Origin of the sequence: Thermosynechococcus sp. PKX82 (genome assembly GCF_031583255.1) — a bacterium.
Classification (GTDB): domain Bacteria; phylum Cyanobacteriota; class Cyanobacteriia; order Thermosynechococcales; family Thermosynechococcaceae; genus Thermosynechococcus.
Window position 1 is genome coordinate 1,912,116 of record NZ_CP134169.1, and the last position, 15,625, is coordinate 1,927,740.

The 15,625-nt window shown below is 53.4% G+C and carries 10 protein-coding genes and 1 pseudogene; 3 read left to right on the forward strand and 8 right to left on the reverse strand.

All coding sequences use genetic code 11. The annotated features are described in order from the left end of the window. Positions 1 to 34 precede the first annotated feature (34 nt). Positions 35 to 742: a fimbria/pilus periplasmic chaperone gene (locus tag RHH53_RS09505; RefSeq protein ID WP_310742956.1), complete on the forward strand. Its 708-nt coding sequence runs from the start codon at positions 35 to 37 to the stop codon at positions 740 to 742. Here the strand turns inward: RHH53_RS09505 and RHH53_RS09510 are convergent. The 7 genes and pseudogenes from RHH53_RS09510 to RHH53_RS09540 all read right to left on the reverse strand — a co-directional run bounded on the left by RHH53_RS09510 (position 739) and on the right by RHH53_RS09540 (position 10,877). Continuing rightward, a complete protein-coding gene (locus tag RHH53_RS09510; protein ID WP_310743718.1) occupies positions 739 to 3,222 on the reverse strand; it encodes an O-antigen ligase family protein in 2,484 nt (827 codons plus the stop codon). The genes RHH53_RS09505 and RHH53_RS09510 overlap by 4 nt on opposite strands. Before the next feature lie 71 nt (positions 3,223 to 3,293). After that, positions 3,294 to 4,526 (reverse strand): LL-diaminopimelate aminotransferase, encoded by a 1,233-nt coding sequence (locus tag RHH53_RS09515; protein ID WP_302676011.1) that lies wholly within the window; start codon positions 4,524 to 4,526, stop codon positions 3,294 to 3,296. Between the two features lie 273 nt (positions 4,527 to 4,799). Further along, positions 4,800 to 5,272: pseudogene (locus RHH53_RS09520) on the reverse strand (AvaI/BsoBI family type II restriction endonuclease). Beyond that, positions 5,272 to 6,699, reverse strand: a complete 1,428-nt coding sequence (locus tag RHH53_RS09525) for a site-specific DNA-methyltransferase (RefSeq protein WP_315863514.1) — start codon at positions 6,697 to 6,699, stop codon at positions 5,272 to 5,274. The pseudogene RHH53_RS09520 and the gene RHH53_RS09525 overlap by 1 nt, the downstream one beginning before the upstream one ends. Positions 6,700 to 6,865: 166 nt before the next feature. Next, complete coding sequence (gene alaS / locus RHH53_RS09530; protein WP_310438144.1) at positions 6,866 to 9,541, reverse strand: alanine--tRNA ligase; 2,676 nt, start codon at positions 9,539 to 9,541, stop codon at positions 6,866 to 6,868. Between the two features lie 302 nt (positions 9,542 to 9,843). Further along, the gene (locus RHH53_RS09535) at positions 9,844 to 10,695 is read right to left on the reverse strand and encodes a prepilin peptidase (protein ID WP_399385405.1); all 852 of its coding nucleotides are present in this window, start codon (positions 10,693 to 10,695) and stop codon (positions 9,844 to 9,846) included. Next, positions 10,650 to 10,877: a hypothetical protein gene (locus RHH53_RS09540; RefSeq protein WP_225901554.1), complete on the reverse strand. Its 228-nt coding sequence runs from the start codon at positions 10,875 to 10,877 to the stop codon at positions 10,650 to 10,652. Before RHH53_RS09540 ends, RHH53_RS09535 begins: the two co-directional genes overlap by 46 nt. 292 nt (positions 10,878 to 11,169) lie before the next feature. Between RHH53_RS09540 and hemL the strand changes: the two genes are divergently transcribed. Beyond that, positions 11,170 to 12,405, forward strand: coding sequence for a glutamate-1-semialdehyde 2,1-aminomutase (gene hemL / locus RHH53_RS09545; protein WP_315862931.1), 1,236 nt, complete (start codon positions 11,170 to 11,172; stop codon positions 12,403 to 12,405). Here hemL and RHH53_RS09550 read toward each other — a convergent pair. Continuing rightward, positions 12,396 to 14,552 carry a HAMP domain-containing sensor histidine kinase gene (locus RHH53_RS09550; RefSeq protein ID WP_206199960.1) on the reverse strand — a complete coding sequence of 719 codons (2,157 nt, stop codon included), beginning with the start codon at positions 14,550 to 14,552 and terminating at the stop codon, positions 12,396 to 12,398. The genes hemL and RHH53_RS09550 overlap by 10 nt on opposite strands. 218 nt (positions 14,553 to 14,770) lie before the next feature. Between RHH53_RS09550 and RHH53_RS09555 the strand changes: the two genes are divergently transcribed. Next, positions 14,771 to 15,622 carry a circadian clock protein KaiA gene (locus tag RHH53_RS09555; RefSeq protein ID WP_310453728.1) on the forward strand — a complete coding sequence of 284 codons (852 nt, stop codon included), beginning with the start codon at positions 14,771 to 14,773 and terminating at the stop codon, positions 15,620 to 15,622. The last annotated feature ends 3 nt before the right edge of the window (positions 15,623 to 15,625 follow it).

Below are 15,625 nucleotides of genomic sequence, written 5' to 3' on the forward strand. Positions count from 1 at the left end.
TCCTTTAATTCCTCTCCCTAGCTTGATTCTTGGCATGTCCACAGCGCAGACGGCTCAATATCGCTTGAGTGCGCTGAAGATTGAACTGGCACCCCAAGAACCTTTTACGGTACTGGCGATCGCTAATACGGGCAATGTCCCCCTCGACTTTAAGGTGCGGGTGCAGCAGTGGCAACAGCGGGCAACGGGGGAAGATGAACTCCATCTCTTACCCGCAAATAGCCTAGAGCTAGTCGCCTTTCCCAACCTCCTGCATCTGCCCGTGGGCGGACGGGCTGAAATTCGCCTTGGCCATCGCTTGCCGGCTGCTGATGTCGAGCGGACATATCGGCTTTTAGTTGCAGAAATTCCTCCAGCCCCTCAAGGAATCGGCTCAGAAACGCGCCTCGTAACGGTGCATAGCCTACCCGTATTTATCAAACCAGCGGTCATTCGGCGGCAGGGGCAACTCCTCAATGCCCAAGTGCAGCAGGGAACCCTGCAAATGACTGTCAGTAATCGGGGCAATGTGCATATCGAGGCGGATCAAATCACAGTCAGAGGCTTGGCGGAGAATGGTCAACGGCTCTTTGAGCTGCGCCCGCAACGGGAATATGTTCTTGCAGGGGTGACGCGGCCCTTAATGCCCATGCCTTTGCCCCAAGACCAGTGTGCAGCCGTGCGAATCCTACAGATTGTCTTGGACATTGCTGCCCATCCCCCCACCACCCAAATTGAGCGACCCACGGGGGTTTGCCGTTAGAGCCTTTGGTTAAGAGCAGCAAAAAGACGCTGGCGATCGCCCTCTAGAGCCTGATCTAGTTCTGGCAAAAAGGTGTTGTCTGGCCACAGCGGCGCGAATAAAGTCACCATTGGCAGACTGTCAATGGCAATGAAAAAGTCGGTGGGTTGGGGGCCATCAATGTGGCGACTATTCACCCCAAAACCGCTACGGCTATAGGTAATCGCCACGGCAGGCGCCGCCGAACGCAACCACTCAAGGGGTGTTGGCTGACCGGCCATGGAGCGCACCATCTGTTCCAGTTGCTCTGGACTTCCCGACCAAATGGAGGCCAAGAGGTCACGGCGGTTGTTAGGGTCATCCCATGCCTTGAGAAAGGTTTGCAGCGTTGCAGGAACCTTCAATGTTGCCTCTTGGGGGTTGGCCAAGGGTTGCAGCCATGCAGCTAGGGGATCGGCATCCGCGGGCACTTCCCCCTGCCACCAGCGGAGGAGGGTTGACACTTGACGCACATAGGCGCCTGAGGGGCGATCGCTGGCAATGTCCTGCTCAAGCTGACGATAACGCTCCGTGACCGCCGTCAGAACTGGTTGATAAAAGGGTGCGAGGGGAGCAACCCGCCAAGCCGGACTGGTGATGAAGATGGGATGGCGCAGCACCTCAAGGATCAGGGCTTGGGTGGCGAGTTGCAGTTGATTCTGACCGATAAGGGCTAAGCCGAGACCCAGAAAATTGCCCCGTTTAGCCGGTACCAGTTGAGCCGCTTTGGCAAAGGTAGGAACTGCTGCACCCAAATTGCCCTCGCGCCAATAAAGCCATGCCAAGTTACTATAACCAAACTCAAGGTAGGGGGACAGCTCAATTCCTTTTTCAAACTCAACCGTTGCTGTACGCAAGAGGTTTGCCCGTGCTGTGGGATTGTCTGCCATCATGCCCCGCTGGCCATAGTGCCACCCCAATTGCAGCGGGTAGTAGGGTTCCCAAGGGGCGAGTTCCTGAGCATGGAAGAGCTTCTCAGTAAAGCGATTCCAGTCGGGAGGGGTTTCCAAGAGGGCTAGAAAACCTTCGCTGCTACTTGCCCAAGCACGGTGAATCGGTGTCAGCCAACCCACCATCACTAGGATGATTCCTAAACCCACGCCCACCAGCGAGAGTGCCCAGCGTACCCGCAACCGTTGAGGAGGAGTTTGCCCTTGGCCTGTGCGAATCAGGGTTGTTAAGAGGGTAAGTTCAATTAGGAAGAGGCCACCAATGCCAACATTGTCCAGTTGAAAATCCGTAAGACTGAGTACGCCGTAGCCCCAAAGCGCAAGGTAGACGGCGATCGCCAGCCGTTGTTCCCGTTGTGTTAAGTTCGGCCACCAGCAACGATAGCGCATTGCCCAATAAACCAGTAGCCCCACCCCCAAGAGCAATACGGCAATGCCCCAAAGGCCAAGTTCGGCCCACAGTTGTACGGGGGTACTGTGGAGTTGATAGATCCACTCCGCTTCACGGCCAGCCCAGCCCGGACGATAGTGCTGATACCACAGGGGCACACTGCCTAAGCCATTGCCCCTCAGAGGATGGGCGGCCCCCATCCGCCAGCCAACAATACTGGTAATCCAGCGGTAGGCTAGTTCGCTCCCTTGTCCTCCCTGCCAGAGAGCCACTAAGCTGCGGCGCAGGCGATCGTTGGCCAAAGCGACCACCGCTAAGCCCACCAAAGCCAACAAGCCCCACCAAGAGCGACGCTGGCGGCGATAGTGCCAAACCCAACCCACGCCAAGGGGAATGACCATTGCCAGTAAGCCGAGGCCGCCCCCCCGTGAAAATGTTGTATAGAGGGTAACTAGACCCAAAAGCAGCACCGCCATCCAAAACCGGCGCGATCCACTGGTTTCTGCTTCTATGGCCAAAAGTCCCACCAAGGGTAGAGCCAATAGGAGATAGCCCGCCACGTAATTTTGGTGGCCAAAGGGTGCCCAGTTGCGGAGTTCCAAAGTGTCCACATTGAGGTGGGGCGTTAATCCTTGGGGAGTATCAAAAATTGCCGGGGCGATCGCTGTGCCCAGCCAAAGGCCTAAACTGACAAGAATCACGAGGGCAGTGAGATAGCCTTGAAAGCGCACAATTTGCCAGCGGCGTTCTGGGGTGCGCAACCAAGCCCCGAGGGGATAAAGAACAGCAATACCTCCCAACAGTGCCCAGCCATACCAGCGAGCCTGATGGGGAAAAGTACTCCACGTCCCTGAAATCGCCAATGCCAACAGGAGTAATAGCACTACGCCATCAAAGCCATTTCCCAAGGGCTGCACCCGCCGTTGATAGGCCAACACCTGCAAAAACCAAAGCAGAGGCACCCCCAGCGCGGCTTGCCAAAGTAAGACCCAAGGCCACGCCACCATGAGACTGTGACTATCGGGTAGAAGCGTAAAAAAGGTATAGCCAGCTGCTGTGAACAACCCCAGCAGAATGCCCTCCTGTTTCGCTGCCTGTTCGCCCCAATGTTTTGCTGTCATCGGTGATGCTAAAAGGGTTTAAAGCCGCTCCAACCGTTTTGATGAGCCTTGTCCTGATTCTAGGTGAATTCTTAGGCAAAGGCTGCCACCACCCGATCCATGGCTTCAACCACATTTTCCCGACTATTAAAGGCCGAAAGGCGCAGATAGCCCTCACCCGCTGCCCCAAAACCAGCACCGGGGGTACCCACTACATAGCAAGTGTGCAGCAATTTATCGAAAAAGTCCCAACTGCCAATCCCTTGGGGCGTTTTCAGCCAGACATAGGGAGCATTGACCCCACCATAGACTGCAAAGCCCGCTTGGGTGAGTTTTTCGCGAATGAGACGGGCATTGTCCATATAGAAGGCCACCAGTTCCCGTACTTGGGCTTGACCGGCTTCAGAGTAAACCGCCTCGGCGCCCCGCTGCACAATGTAGGACACACCATTAAACTTCGTGGATTGCCGCCGTTGCCACAGCGCCCAGAGTTCGACGGCCTCGCCACTGGGGGTTTGCCCCTTGAGACCCTTGGGTACTACGGTAAAGGCACAGCGAGTTCCCGTAAATCCGGCATTTTTCGAGAAGGAGCGGAATTCAATGGCACACTCGCGGGCACCGGGAATTTCATAGATGGAGTGGGGAATAGCGGGATCGGTAATAAAAGCTTCGTAGGCGGCATCAAAGAAGATAATTGCTTTGTGGGCACGGGCATAGTCCACCCACGCCTGTAAATGCTCCCGTGTGGCTACCGCACCGGTGGGATTGTTGGGGAAGCAGAGGTAGATTAAGTCCACAGGTTCACTGGGTAGCGTGGCGGTGAAGTGGTTTTCAGCGGTAATCGGCAAATAGACCAGTCCAGTGTACTCCCCGCGTTCATTGGCTTCCCCCGTGTGCCCTGCCATGACATTGGTATCCACATAGACGGGATAAACGGGGTCGGTAACGGCAATGCGGTTGCCGTCGCCAAAAATATCGAGGATATTCCCTGTGTCGCACTTGGAGCCGTCGGAAATAAAAATTTCACTGGCATCAATGTCGCAGCCGCGGGCTTGGAAGTCGTGGGCGGCAATTTTTTCCCGTAGCCAAGGATACCCCTGCTCAGGCCCATAGCCTTTGAAGGTGGCGCGATCGCCCATTTCTTCCACCGCTTGAATCATTGCTTGTCGACAGGCTGCCGGCAGCGGTTCGGTGACATCCCCAATGCCGAGACGAATCAGGGGGGCATCGGGATGGGCTTGCAAGAATTGATTGACACGGCGGGCAATTTCCGGAAAGAGATACCCTGCCTTGAGTTTGAGGTAGTTTGCGTTAACAAAGGCCATAGATTAGACTGCAATCAGGGAGATTTGTTAAATTTTAACCTCAAACATTCTAAAGTGATTCTTTAGTTTGGGCAACTCAATATCTTTCAGGATGAGCACCCTAAAGAATACGGGATTATTCACGCTTTCCTCACTCATATTCGCCAGCGATTGCTCTATAAGCCTCTGGAACTGCACAGTAAAGCTCACGGCCTGAAAAGCAGTACTTGCAGCAAAAGTGAGTCCTCCATTGGGGCGATCGCTGGTTGGTATAACTAAATTGGGTCAGCACTTTTACAAATCACATAACCAGCGACAGATCGATGCAATTTGATTTGGATTGTTTAGGTTAGCAGCGTTGGCAAGTAATCCCTTTTCCAGTTGATCCCATATCTCGACCGCCATTTTCTTCTCAATCGCTGCACCTATAAAGAAAACATGCGGGGAGTGTTTCGCTTTCGAAAACGCTTCACAGATACGGTCAAGAGCCACTCGCGCAGTTTTCCAATGCTCAGATGAACCAGCGCCTTGTCAGATAATCCTGCTGCCCTGAGAAGACCTACTTCTATGCCTTTGATAGCCAGCAAATCAGCAGGGGTTTTAGCCCTTGATGCAGCTTCTTGCAATGCCCTTGCTTCGGCGACATAAGGTGTAGAGCGACGATTCTTTTCGAGTGCAAGAGCAACAAAACCCGCGCGTGTGGCTTCATGGCTCGTGACGAGATCAGCACTAGACTGAAGATGGTTTCGGTATGGGCGCGAAGACATTACAATTTTCTCCAGATGTAAATGCCCTTACGTAGGGCTTCGCGTCCATGCTCCCCCATCTGCTGGCTACTATTGCCTTTGCCGTTTGGCAAAACGAGAATACGTTCAACATGAAAGCCTAATTTTTCTGCAATATCAGAGAGGATCATATCGACCGAAACGCTCGCTCCTGCATAACGGACATTATCGTTGACCATAAACAAGAGTGCGTTTGGTTTCAGCACACGCGCAAATTCGGCGATAACACAAGCCATCTCATAAAAATAGCCTTTTACCATCCGAGGAATTCCGTTATTGTTCAGAGCCCGTTGCGCTTTTTGGTCTTCCAAGTACTTCAGAATGGCTTGTAATAGTTCCTCCTCATCAGCAGCAGCCAATGCTGTTGCCCATTGCGGGTTAATGCCCAACAAGTCTTTTGGGCGATTTTCCACTGTACAACTAAGCATCTCTTGGCGAAATCTCAGTAGTTTTTGTTCATCTGTGCCCAACAACGCGAGTTCCAGTGCATAGGTACGCGTATAGTCATAGCGGTTGCAGTAAGGCGGAGAGGTCAGAATTGCATCGTAGGTGCTGTCGGGTAATTGCGGCAATATTTGAAGACATGAACCCTCAAACAAACGGATTTGAGCCTGAAGTTTTTCCGCAGCAAACAAAGTTGTTTGATGATTGGGTGATACATCTTCTAAAATCTCGTTTATCTTTTCACAAATAGCCTGATCGAACTCTAGGATTTCGCCCTTGTCGAAAATTTTCTTACCCTGTGTGCGTCCAGAGCGGTAATCCCACCGAAGGTATTGACCATCCTTTCGAGTAAAACTGATGGATTCCAGTACACAAAGTAAAGCAAAGCGCAAGATGGATTGAACTCTACTATTCTCGACTTGGTACGCGCCTATATATTTTTCGATGGCTTCCTTTGTTGTTTTGGGATAAGCTCCCTGTGTGATTCGCAGCTCTGGCAAGGGAACACTTATTTGCGACTCTTTCCAAACTCTCAACGTCGACCATTGGCACAATCTCTCGAAGTCTTCAGGGGTGAATTCGGCATCTAGAATTTGTTTGGCCGCAATGATTTCGCGACCAATGGGTAACAACTCGATCCCATCTGCATCTATACCCATTGCACTTGCAGCAAACAAAGCTGTTCCACTGCCTGCGAAAGGATCCAGAATTCTACCTGCGTTAATGCCGTACTTATGAAATAAATGTTCGACTAAAGAGGCTGAAAACGCTTCTTTGAACTTGTACCAACGATAAGAAGGTCTAGTTTTATTGCCTTGGAAACTCACCAAAAAACGCGAGAGTGTAGGGTCAATGTCGAATCTGTTTCTGAACCGATCGTGTAGCTGCTTATCAAGATGTCTAATAGTGCTGAGGAACTCAGGGGGTTGAGACAATACAGCAGTGGATGCCGTAGTATATTGCATTTCAATAGCTGAATACTAAACGTACCGATAGGTTGTGACCTCTCGCCTGCACGAGCAGACTGTTGCTCTCGGTTAAGTGTTTCTGTCTCCGGGGCAGCCAGTTGTGCTTCACGACTCTCACTCCAACTGAGCAAAGATCGACAAAGAAGATAGTGATGCCAATCGATCAACCCTCGAGTATTTCCTGTAGCCGCGATCGCGCCCTTTCAAAGGCCTCGGCCAATTTCTGAGGTTGAGATCCGCCGGCCTGAGCAAAGTTGGGACGCCCGCCGCCGCGGCCACCACAGACTTGGGCGAGTTCCGCCACCAGTTGACCGGCATGAACCCCCCGCTCTACAACATCCGGACTGGCGGCGACTAAAAGGTTCACTTTGTCAGCAGCCGGTTGAGTGGCCAACACCACAGCTCCACTGCCCAGTTTATTCAGGAGCCATTCAGCAGCGGTTTTTAGCCCTTGGGGATCTACCCCCGCCAGCGAGGCAATAAGCAGATGGGTAGTGCCGATGGCTTCAGCCTGCTCCAAGAGGGCTTGGGTTTTGGCAAGAGCTAGTTCGGCTTTGAGGTGTTCCAGTTCCTTTTGCTGGGCTTTGAGATCCGCTTGGAGTTGGCTAATGCGATCTAGAATCTCTTCCGGTTTGGCTTTGAAGCGATCGCACAACTCGCGGACAATGCTATCGCGCTGTTGCAAATAGTCACGCACCGCCGGTCCAGCAATGGCTTCAATGCGGCGAATCCCAGCCGCCACACCACTTTCGCTAATGATCTTAAAGAGGCCAATTTCAGCAGTGTTGTGGACATGGGTGCCACCACAGAGTTCCATAGAGACACCGGGAATATCGAGAACGCGCACCTGCTCACCGTATTTTTCACCAAACATGGCGATCGCCCCCTTGGCCTTGGCTTCATTGAGCGCCATGATACTCGTGTGGGTGGCATGGCTTTCACTAATCCACGTGTTGATTTGATCTTCAATCTGTTGCAGCTCTTCGCGAGTGAGGGCACGGGGGCAGTTAAAGTCAAACCGCAGCCGATCAAAAGCCACCAGTGATCCCGCCTGGGAAATGTTTTCGTCAATCCGCTTTTTCAAGGCCGCCTGCAAGAGATGCGTTGCGGTGTGGTGCGCCTGTACCCGCCGCCGACAACTGAGATCAATTTGGGCGCTCACGCGATCGCCAACGCTGAGGCTGCCCCGCTCCACTTTGCCGTAGTGAACAAACACTTCCTTTTGCTTTTGCACATCGTGGATTTGCACTAGCGCATCACTGGTGGCGAGATACCCGCGATCGCCAATTTGGCCACCGGATTCAGCATAGAAGGGAGTTTCCTCAAGGATCACCTGCACTTCAGTCCCTGCTGTTGCCGTTGTTACCGGATGACCCGCCACCAAAATCGCTGTTACGGTCGTGGTCAAACTAAACTCGTCATAGCCACGAAACTGCGTCGGATGCAGTTGATCCGCTAGGGAGTCAATCCCCTCCTGAACGGTAATATCAATGGTTTCGTGAGCGGCTTGGGAGCGTTGCCGCTGCTCGGCCATACAGGCTTCAAACTCAGCCACATCCACACCAATGCCTTGCTCAGCGGCAATCTCTTGGGTCAACTCCAAGGGGAAGCCATAGGTATCAAAAAGAACGAAAGCATCGCGCCCTGCCAATTGTGGTTTACTGCGTTTTTTGCCCTTAGTTGTCTTCAATGGAGCGAGCATCTCCGCTAAGAGCTTCTCACCCCGATCCAAGGTCTTAAGAAACTGTTCCTCCTCCCGCTGGAGTTCGCTGAGAATCACTGCCTGCCGCTCGCGCACATTGGGATAGACATTGGCAGCCAGATCAATCGCCACTTGAGCCAAGGCAGGGGTCACCAGTTCATTGATCCCCAACAGCCGACTATGGCGGACAATGCGCCGAATCAATCGCCGCAGGACATAGCCACGCCCCACATTACTGGCGGTGACGCCATCGGCAATGAGATGAACCACGGCACGGGTGTGATCGCCAATCACCTTGAGGGACGTTTTGGTGCTGGCATTGGCTTTGCGGTACTGAATCCCGGCGCGCTGCGCTGCCGCCTCAATCATCGGGAAAATTAAGTCTGTCTCGTAGTTGTTGGGCACCCCTTGCAGAACCTGCGCCATCCGCTCCAAGCCCATACCGGTATCAATGTTTTTCGCCTTGAGGGGGGTGCGGCGCCCTTGATCGTCTTGGTTCAACTCCATGAACACCAGGTTGTAGAGTTCGATGAAGCGGCGATCGTCATCGAGATCAACGTCAGCTAGCCCCTTTTCCGGATAGAAGTCGTAGTAAATCTCAGAACAAGGGCCACAGGGACCCGTTGGCCCCGCCGTCCAGAAGTTGCTCTCCTCTCCCATGCGCTGGATGCGCTCCTTGGGCAAGCCCACTTGGCGATGCCAAATGTCATAGGCCTCATCGTCATTTTCAAAGACGCTCACCAAGAGCCGTTCCGGGGGCAAACCATAAACCGTGGTCATCAATTCCCATGCCCAACCAATGGCCTCCGCCTTGAAGTAGTCGCCAAAGCTGAAGTTGCCCAACATTTCAAAGAACGTGTGGTGGCGAGCAGTGCGACCCACATTTTCAATGTCATTGGTGCGCAGACACTTTTGCGCAGTGGTGACGCGGCGTACCTTTGGCGTTTCTTGGCCGAGGAAAATGGGTTTGAAGGGGAGCATGCCGGCGATCGTCAGCAGCACCGTCGGATCCTCTGGAATCAGCGAGGCACTCGGCAAAATCGTGTGTCCCTTAGCGGCATAGAACTCAAGGAATTTTTGGCGAATTTGATCACCTGTGAGGGCAATTGTCGCCGACGCAGAGGGGGACGAGGTCATTGGAGCAAAGTCTCAACGGAGCGCAACAAACGGCAAGAACATTATTTCATCATACTGGATTGTACTCTGGGAATAAGGCACCCCATTGGCAGGATTTACGAGAATAGCCATGACTGAGCCAGCCACCCGCTCTGAAATGGGTCAACTCCTTGAGGAAGTGAGAGGAATGCGCGCTAATATGAGAAAGTTGCTGATCTGAGCGATCGCCAGCGGGTGGTGGATGCCCGCCTATGGGGTTTTATTGTCGCCCTTGTCAGGGGATTTTGGCTTATCTTGTCAAGTTGTCTTTACTTTGATAGGAGTTAGCGCACAAACACGCCGGGCAAAAAGGTTTCGAGATAAAGATGAATCAATTGGCGGCCAAAGAGACCACTGACAATAGCCGCTACTGCCAAAAAAGGGCCAAAGGGAATCGGTTGCCGCCGCTGAATCCAACCGAGGGCAATCCCCAGTCCACCCATCAGGCCACCGAGGGCACAGGCCAAGAAAAAGGTAACGAGCAATCCCTGCCAACCTAGCCAAGCCCCGATCATCGCCGCCAGTTTGCTATCCCCTCCCCCCATGACCTCCTGACCAAGGGCGATCGCCCCCCCCCAGCGGATCAGATCAAAGAGCCAAATGCCAATCACTGCGGCAATGATGCCTTCCGTGAGTCCGCCTAGACCCGTCGTTAACCCTCTCACGAGCAGGCCGACAATCAACCCCCATTTTGTCAGGGGATGGGGCAGCGTCATCGTGTCTAGATCAATCAAGGCCAAAGCCAAGAGCCACGCACTCAGCAGCCAGAGCACAAGGGTTTGCACTTGCCAGCCACTCACAGCCACAATCAGGACGTACAGCAGTGCCGTCAACAGCTCAATCGCAGGATACCGCCAAGAAATGGGTGCATGGCAGTAACGACATTGCCCCCGCACGAATAGCCAGCCCAAAATTGGGATATTGTCCCAGGGCTTGAGTGTGGTCAAACAGATCGGGCAGCGAGACGGCGGATAAAGGAGCGATCGCCCACTCGGCACACGGTAGATCACAACATTGAGAAAGCTCCCCACCGCTGCCCCAAGGCCAAAGACAAGGCAGTAGCTAGCAAAGGTCAAAAAAGTTAGTGCAGTTATAGGCGTGTTACTTCCGGCAGATGATCGTAGGGAATAAAGCATTCTTGGGGCAGCAGCACTGGTTGGCTAGTAAACAGCACATAGCCCCGCAGGGTTTGCCGATTAACAGCGACACCCGCAGGCACCGTTTTTGCCCCATGAACCTGCTGGTAGAGATTATAGATGGATTGAGCAGCGGCTAATAGGGGGGTATCAACGGTTTCCATGGTCTGCAAAACTGGCATGTGCCCCACTCCTCGGCAAGCGAACAATTAGAAACGGTTATGTTTGGTTTTGAGCCAATCATCAGTTCTCGCCAAGCGCTCCGCCTATGCAAAAGCAGAACAAGCTTCCATAGGAAATAAACATCACTGGCCTACGATGTTTGAACATGTTCAGAGGCAAAGCGCTAGAGGAAGGGGCAGGGAATTGCCTATAATACTGTGAGCACGCCAATGCTTGAGGGAGTTGACGTTGACCACGACCGTTTTTCAAACCACAAAATCCCAAGAAATTTTTGCCGCTGCCCAAAAACTCATGCCCGGTGGCGTCAGTTCACCTGTGCGTGCCTTCAAGTCCGTCGGCGGCCAGCCCATTGTCTTTGATCACGTCAAGGGTGCCCACATTTGGGATGTAGACGGCAACCAATACATTGACTATGTGGGGTCTTGGGGACCCGCGATCGTCGGCCATGCCCATCCCGAAGTCATTGATGCTCTCCATGCCGCCCTTGAAAAGGGAACCAGCTTTGGCGCCCCCTGCGTGCTTGAGAATATCTTGGCGGAAATGGTGATTGCCGCTGTCCCTAGTGTCGAGATGGTGCGCTTTGTGAATTCTGGCACCGAAGCCTGTATGGCAGTGCTGCGGCTCATGCGTGCCTATACCCAGCGGGAAAAGGTGATCAAGTTTGAAGGCTGCTACCACGGTCATGCCGATATGTTCTTGGTCAAAGCAGGGTCAGGAGTCGCTACATTGGGTTTACCCGATTCTCCCGGCGTGCCGAAAGCAACCACCGCCGCCACATTAACCGCACCCTACAACGATCTCGAAGCGGTCAGTCGCCTCTTTGAACAGTATCCCGATGACATTGCGGGGGTGATCCTTGAACCTGTGGTCGGCAATGCTGGTTTTATTCCGCCAGATGCCGGCTTTCTCGAAGGGCTGCGAGAGCTGACAAAACAGTACGGTGCCCTCTTGGTCTTTGATGAAGTCATGACCGGCTTTCGCATCGCCTATGGTGGTGCTCAGGAAAAATTTGGTGTGACACCAGACCTCACCACCCTCGGAAAAGTGATTGGCGGTGGCCTACCGGTGGGTGCCTATGGCGGTCGCGCTGACATTATGAAGATGGTGGCGCCGGCAGGACCGGTGTATCAAGCGGGTACCCTCTCTGGCAATCCCTTGGCAATGACAGCGGGCATTAAAACCTTGGAAATTCTCAGCCGCCCCGGTAGCTATGAGCAGCTGGATCGGATCACAGGCAAGCTGATCCAAGGACTGTTAGAGGCCGCACGGGAATTTGGCCATGAGGTGTGTGGTGGGCACATCAGTGGCATGTTTGGTCTCTTTTTCACCGCTGGTCCGGTGACGAACTATGAGCAAGCCAAGCAGTCCGATTTGAAAAAGTTTGCGGCCTTCCACCGGGGTATGTTGGAGCAGGGGATTTACCTTGCGCCATCCCAGTTTGAAGCGGGCTTTACTTCCCTTGCCCATACAGAGGCGGATATTGAGCGCACCATTGCGGCAGCGCGGACAGTGCTGAGTCAGCTTTGAGCTTTCACCGTCGCGGCAAGGAGCACCACATCCATTAAGTCCGCAAGGTTGAGGCAGGGAAAGACCATGACATCCCCCAATTGATGAATGGCTCGGCTGCTATCTTCGGCCAAGGTAATCATGGGGAGTTTTCGCAGTTTGGGATGATTCTCCAGATCGGCGACCTCGTCAGCGGGCAAATCCCAAATCAGAACATCGGGTTGCCAAATCTCCACCAAGAGATCGGCCTGTTCGAGGTCTTCTGCTTCGAGGAGCCGCAGGTGGGGCAGGCTAATGTCATGGAGGAGGCCGAGGCGGAGTACCGTTTGATTGAGGAGGGGACGCTCAAAAGTCGATTCTTCGACTGGAGCAGCCAATCGCGGGAAACACCAGCGATCGAGGACATCAATCAGCAGGCTGGGATGACTACTCAAGGGCAGCCGTTGCACAAAACCGGTCAAGCCCAAGGGAGTGGCTTCATCGGAGAGGATGATCAACGGAACAGTGGCCGTGAAGGGGCTGGTGGCCAGACTCTCAACCACATCAGCCAAAATGAGACTACTGGCGGGGCGGACAACAATGGCCGTGGGTTGCAGTTGCTCCAGCTTATCCAGCGCTTCAAGGGGATGGCGAGCGACCACATAGCCGTAGTGACTGCGCTGCAATGCGGAAGTCGTGTCCATGATCCACGTGGCATCATTACTGACCAAAAGGATCAATTGAGCCGTAGTGGGTAATTCAGGGGGAAGTTCCTCAGCAAAGGGCAGTAGTACTGTCCACTCACTGGAGTCGTCAGCTTGGGCAATAAAGGAAAGCTCACCATTGTGGAGACGACAGAGTTGGCGGGCGAGCATCAGCCCCATGGTGACTTCGGCGTAGTCCTCGAGGCATTCGTGCAGCAGGCGATCGTGATCCTTGAGGGGAATGCCATGTCCCTCTTCCCACAGTTGCAGCGCCAGCCAATTTTGCCAGCGACTCAGGCGTAGTCCATAGCGATCGCTGGGAAAGAGCATCAGCCACCCCAAGAGATGGGCAAGAATCTGCCGTAGCCGCAGAGCATCGCCGTAGAGGTACACATGGCTCAAGGGCTGATCAATGTGCCACTGCCACTGCCAACCCGGCGGGGTTAGATGGTAAAGATGCTCCGCCAACTCCTGCGATCGCAACCACAAACCCGCCAATTCTACGGTTTCCCATTGCAATTCCAACTCTCGCCAAAGGGCACGGGTGTGGTCCTGCCACGCCTGAATGAGGCGATTCATTTGCCAACCGCTACGCTGGATCAGGGCAAGGTAGTCCTGTTGCTCTGGTAGAGGGTGCTGCCACAAAAGTTGGGTGAGGCTGAGAATCGCCGTTAGGGGATTTTTGAGTTCATGCCCCAAGCTCAGGAGGAGGCGCTTTTGCTGATGGAGGCGCAGTTGGTGCAAGCGGGTGGGGGTCGTCGGATCTGACTCCTGCCGCCGTTGGGCAAAAAATAACCAATAGCGATCGCTCGCCACCGCGACACCGCTTTCTGCCTTCTCCCAGTCCAACGACGTTAAATTCAAGGGAAACGAACACACCTGCCAGAGCGATCGCCCGAAGGGCGCGCTACGCGATCGCGCCTCTAGTGCCTGACAATTCATGCCTTCAAATTTAGGCTGCACCAGTGGCAAGAAATCAGTTAAGTGTTCTGACCAAGCGCGATTTTGCCAAACGACTCTCCCTTGGGCGTTTTGAATTTGTACCGGCAAAGGCAATTCTTCAATCACCTCCAGCCAAGGCAAAGGGGGCTGGCACGCCCAGCGATAGAGCAAGCGTTGCTGATCCAGCAGTCCCAAAAAACAACCCTGTGCATCCACAACCGCAATATAGGCTGGCATCTGGACTTGGCTGCGCAACCACCCCTGAAACTGCAATAGTGTCCACGTTGCGGGTACCACCATCACGGGCGATCGCCAAGAAGCCGTCACACTCCCCACCGCCAAGTCGGCTAACGTCCCTTCCCGCTCCAAACTCAACGCCAACCGCCAGCCCTGCACCACTCCCAAGGGTTTTTGCCCCTCATCCACAATGACGATCGTCTCTGGGAGGGTTTCTTGCCAACGCTGGCACACCTCGCTGAGAGACAAACCTGCCCCCACCGTCATTGCAGGTTCAGTAAAGCTGGCTAGGGAGAGGGAATTCATGGATACAGCCCTTTTTTGCAACGGGGGATACATCAAATAATGAAGTAGGATGCCGTTTTACGCTGGCTTTGCCATTCTTGAGTGTGTTCTGTCCTTGTGAGCAGGGCTGTTGGTCCTAAGCTTGTAATGAAATGGCAACACTCCTCCAGAAAACACTGCCACCACCAGCGAGAAAGTGATAGGATGCTATCAGATGCAAACTCAAGTTCTGAAAGCACGTGGCGCAGTCAACCGCACTAACAATCTGTGGCTTAGTTTACTCGCCCGCTATTGGCCAAGAATTAGTCCGTTTGCACAACTCCGACATCGATGAACTGGTTTACTTTTCGACCGAGAGAGAGTTTTGCAGCTATGTAGAGCAGCGGCGAAATAGCATCGCTTGTTTAATTTTAGAATGGGGAGAGGGGACTCCGCAAATCATTACCTACCTGCACCACAGCGCCACCCTCCTGCCGGCAATTATTATCTTTCCGGCTGACCTGTCGCCACTTCCCCCAGGCCCCCACTATCACATTGCTGAAATCATTCTTAGCACCGATAATCTGCATTCCCTGAATCAGTCTATTGAGGAGGCCATCACCGGATTTATCAAGTTGTGTCCGGGGTGTGCGGTGCCCCCCCACGTCATGTTCCGCATGCCGACCCTCAAGGACAGTGGCAACCTTGACCCCCAGCACCGTTTGTCCCAAAAATTAAAGGAGCGCCTAGGCTACCTTGGGGTGTATTATAAGCGCGATACCGCCTTTTTCTTTCGGCGGATGTCCGCTGCCGACAAGCGCAAGCTCCTCGATGAGTTGCGCTCAATTTATCGTACCATTATTCTGGAGTACTTCAGCAGTAATTCCAAAGTTAATGAGCGTATTGATGAATTTGTTAGCAAAGCATTCTTCGCAGATATTTCCGTTTCCCAAGTCCTAGAGATTCACGTTGAACTCATGGATAATTTTTCTAAGCAACTCAAACTGGAAGGCCGCAGTGAGGACATTTTGCTCGATTATCGCCTGACCCTCATTGATGTCATTGCCCATTTGTGCGAAATGTACCGTCGCTCAATTCCGCGTGAGGTGTAGCGC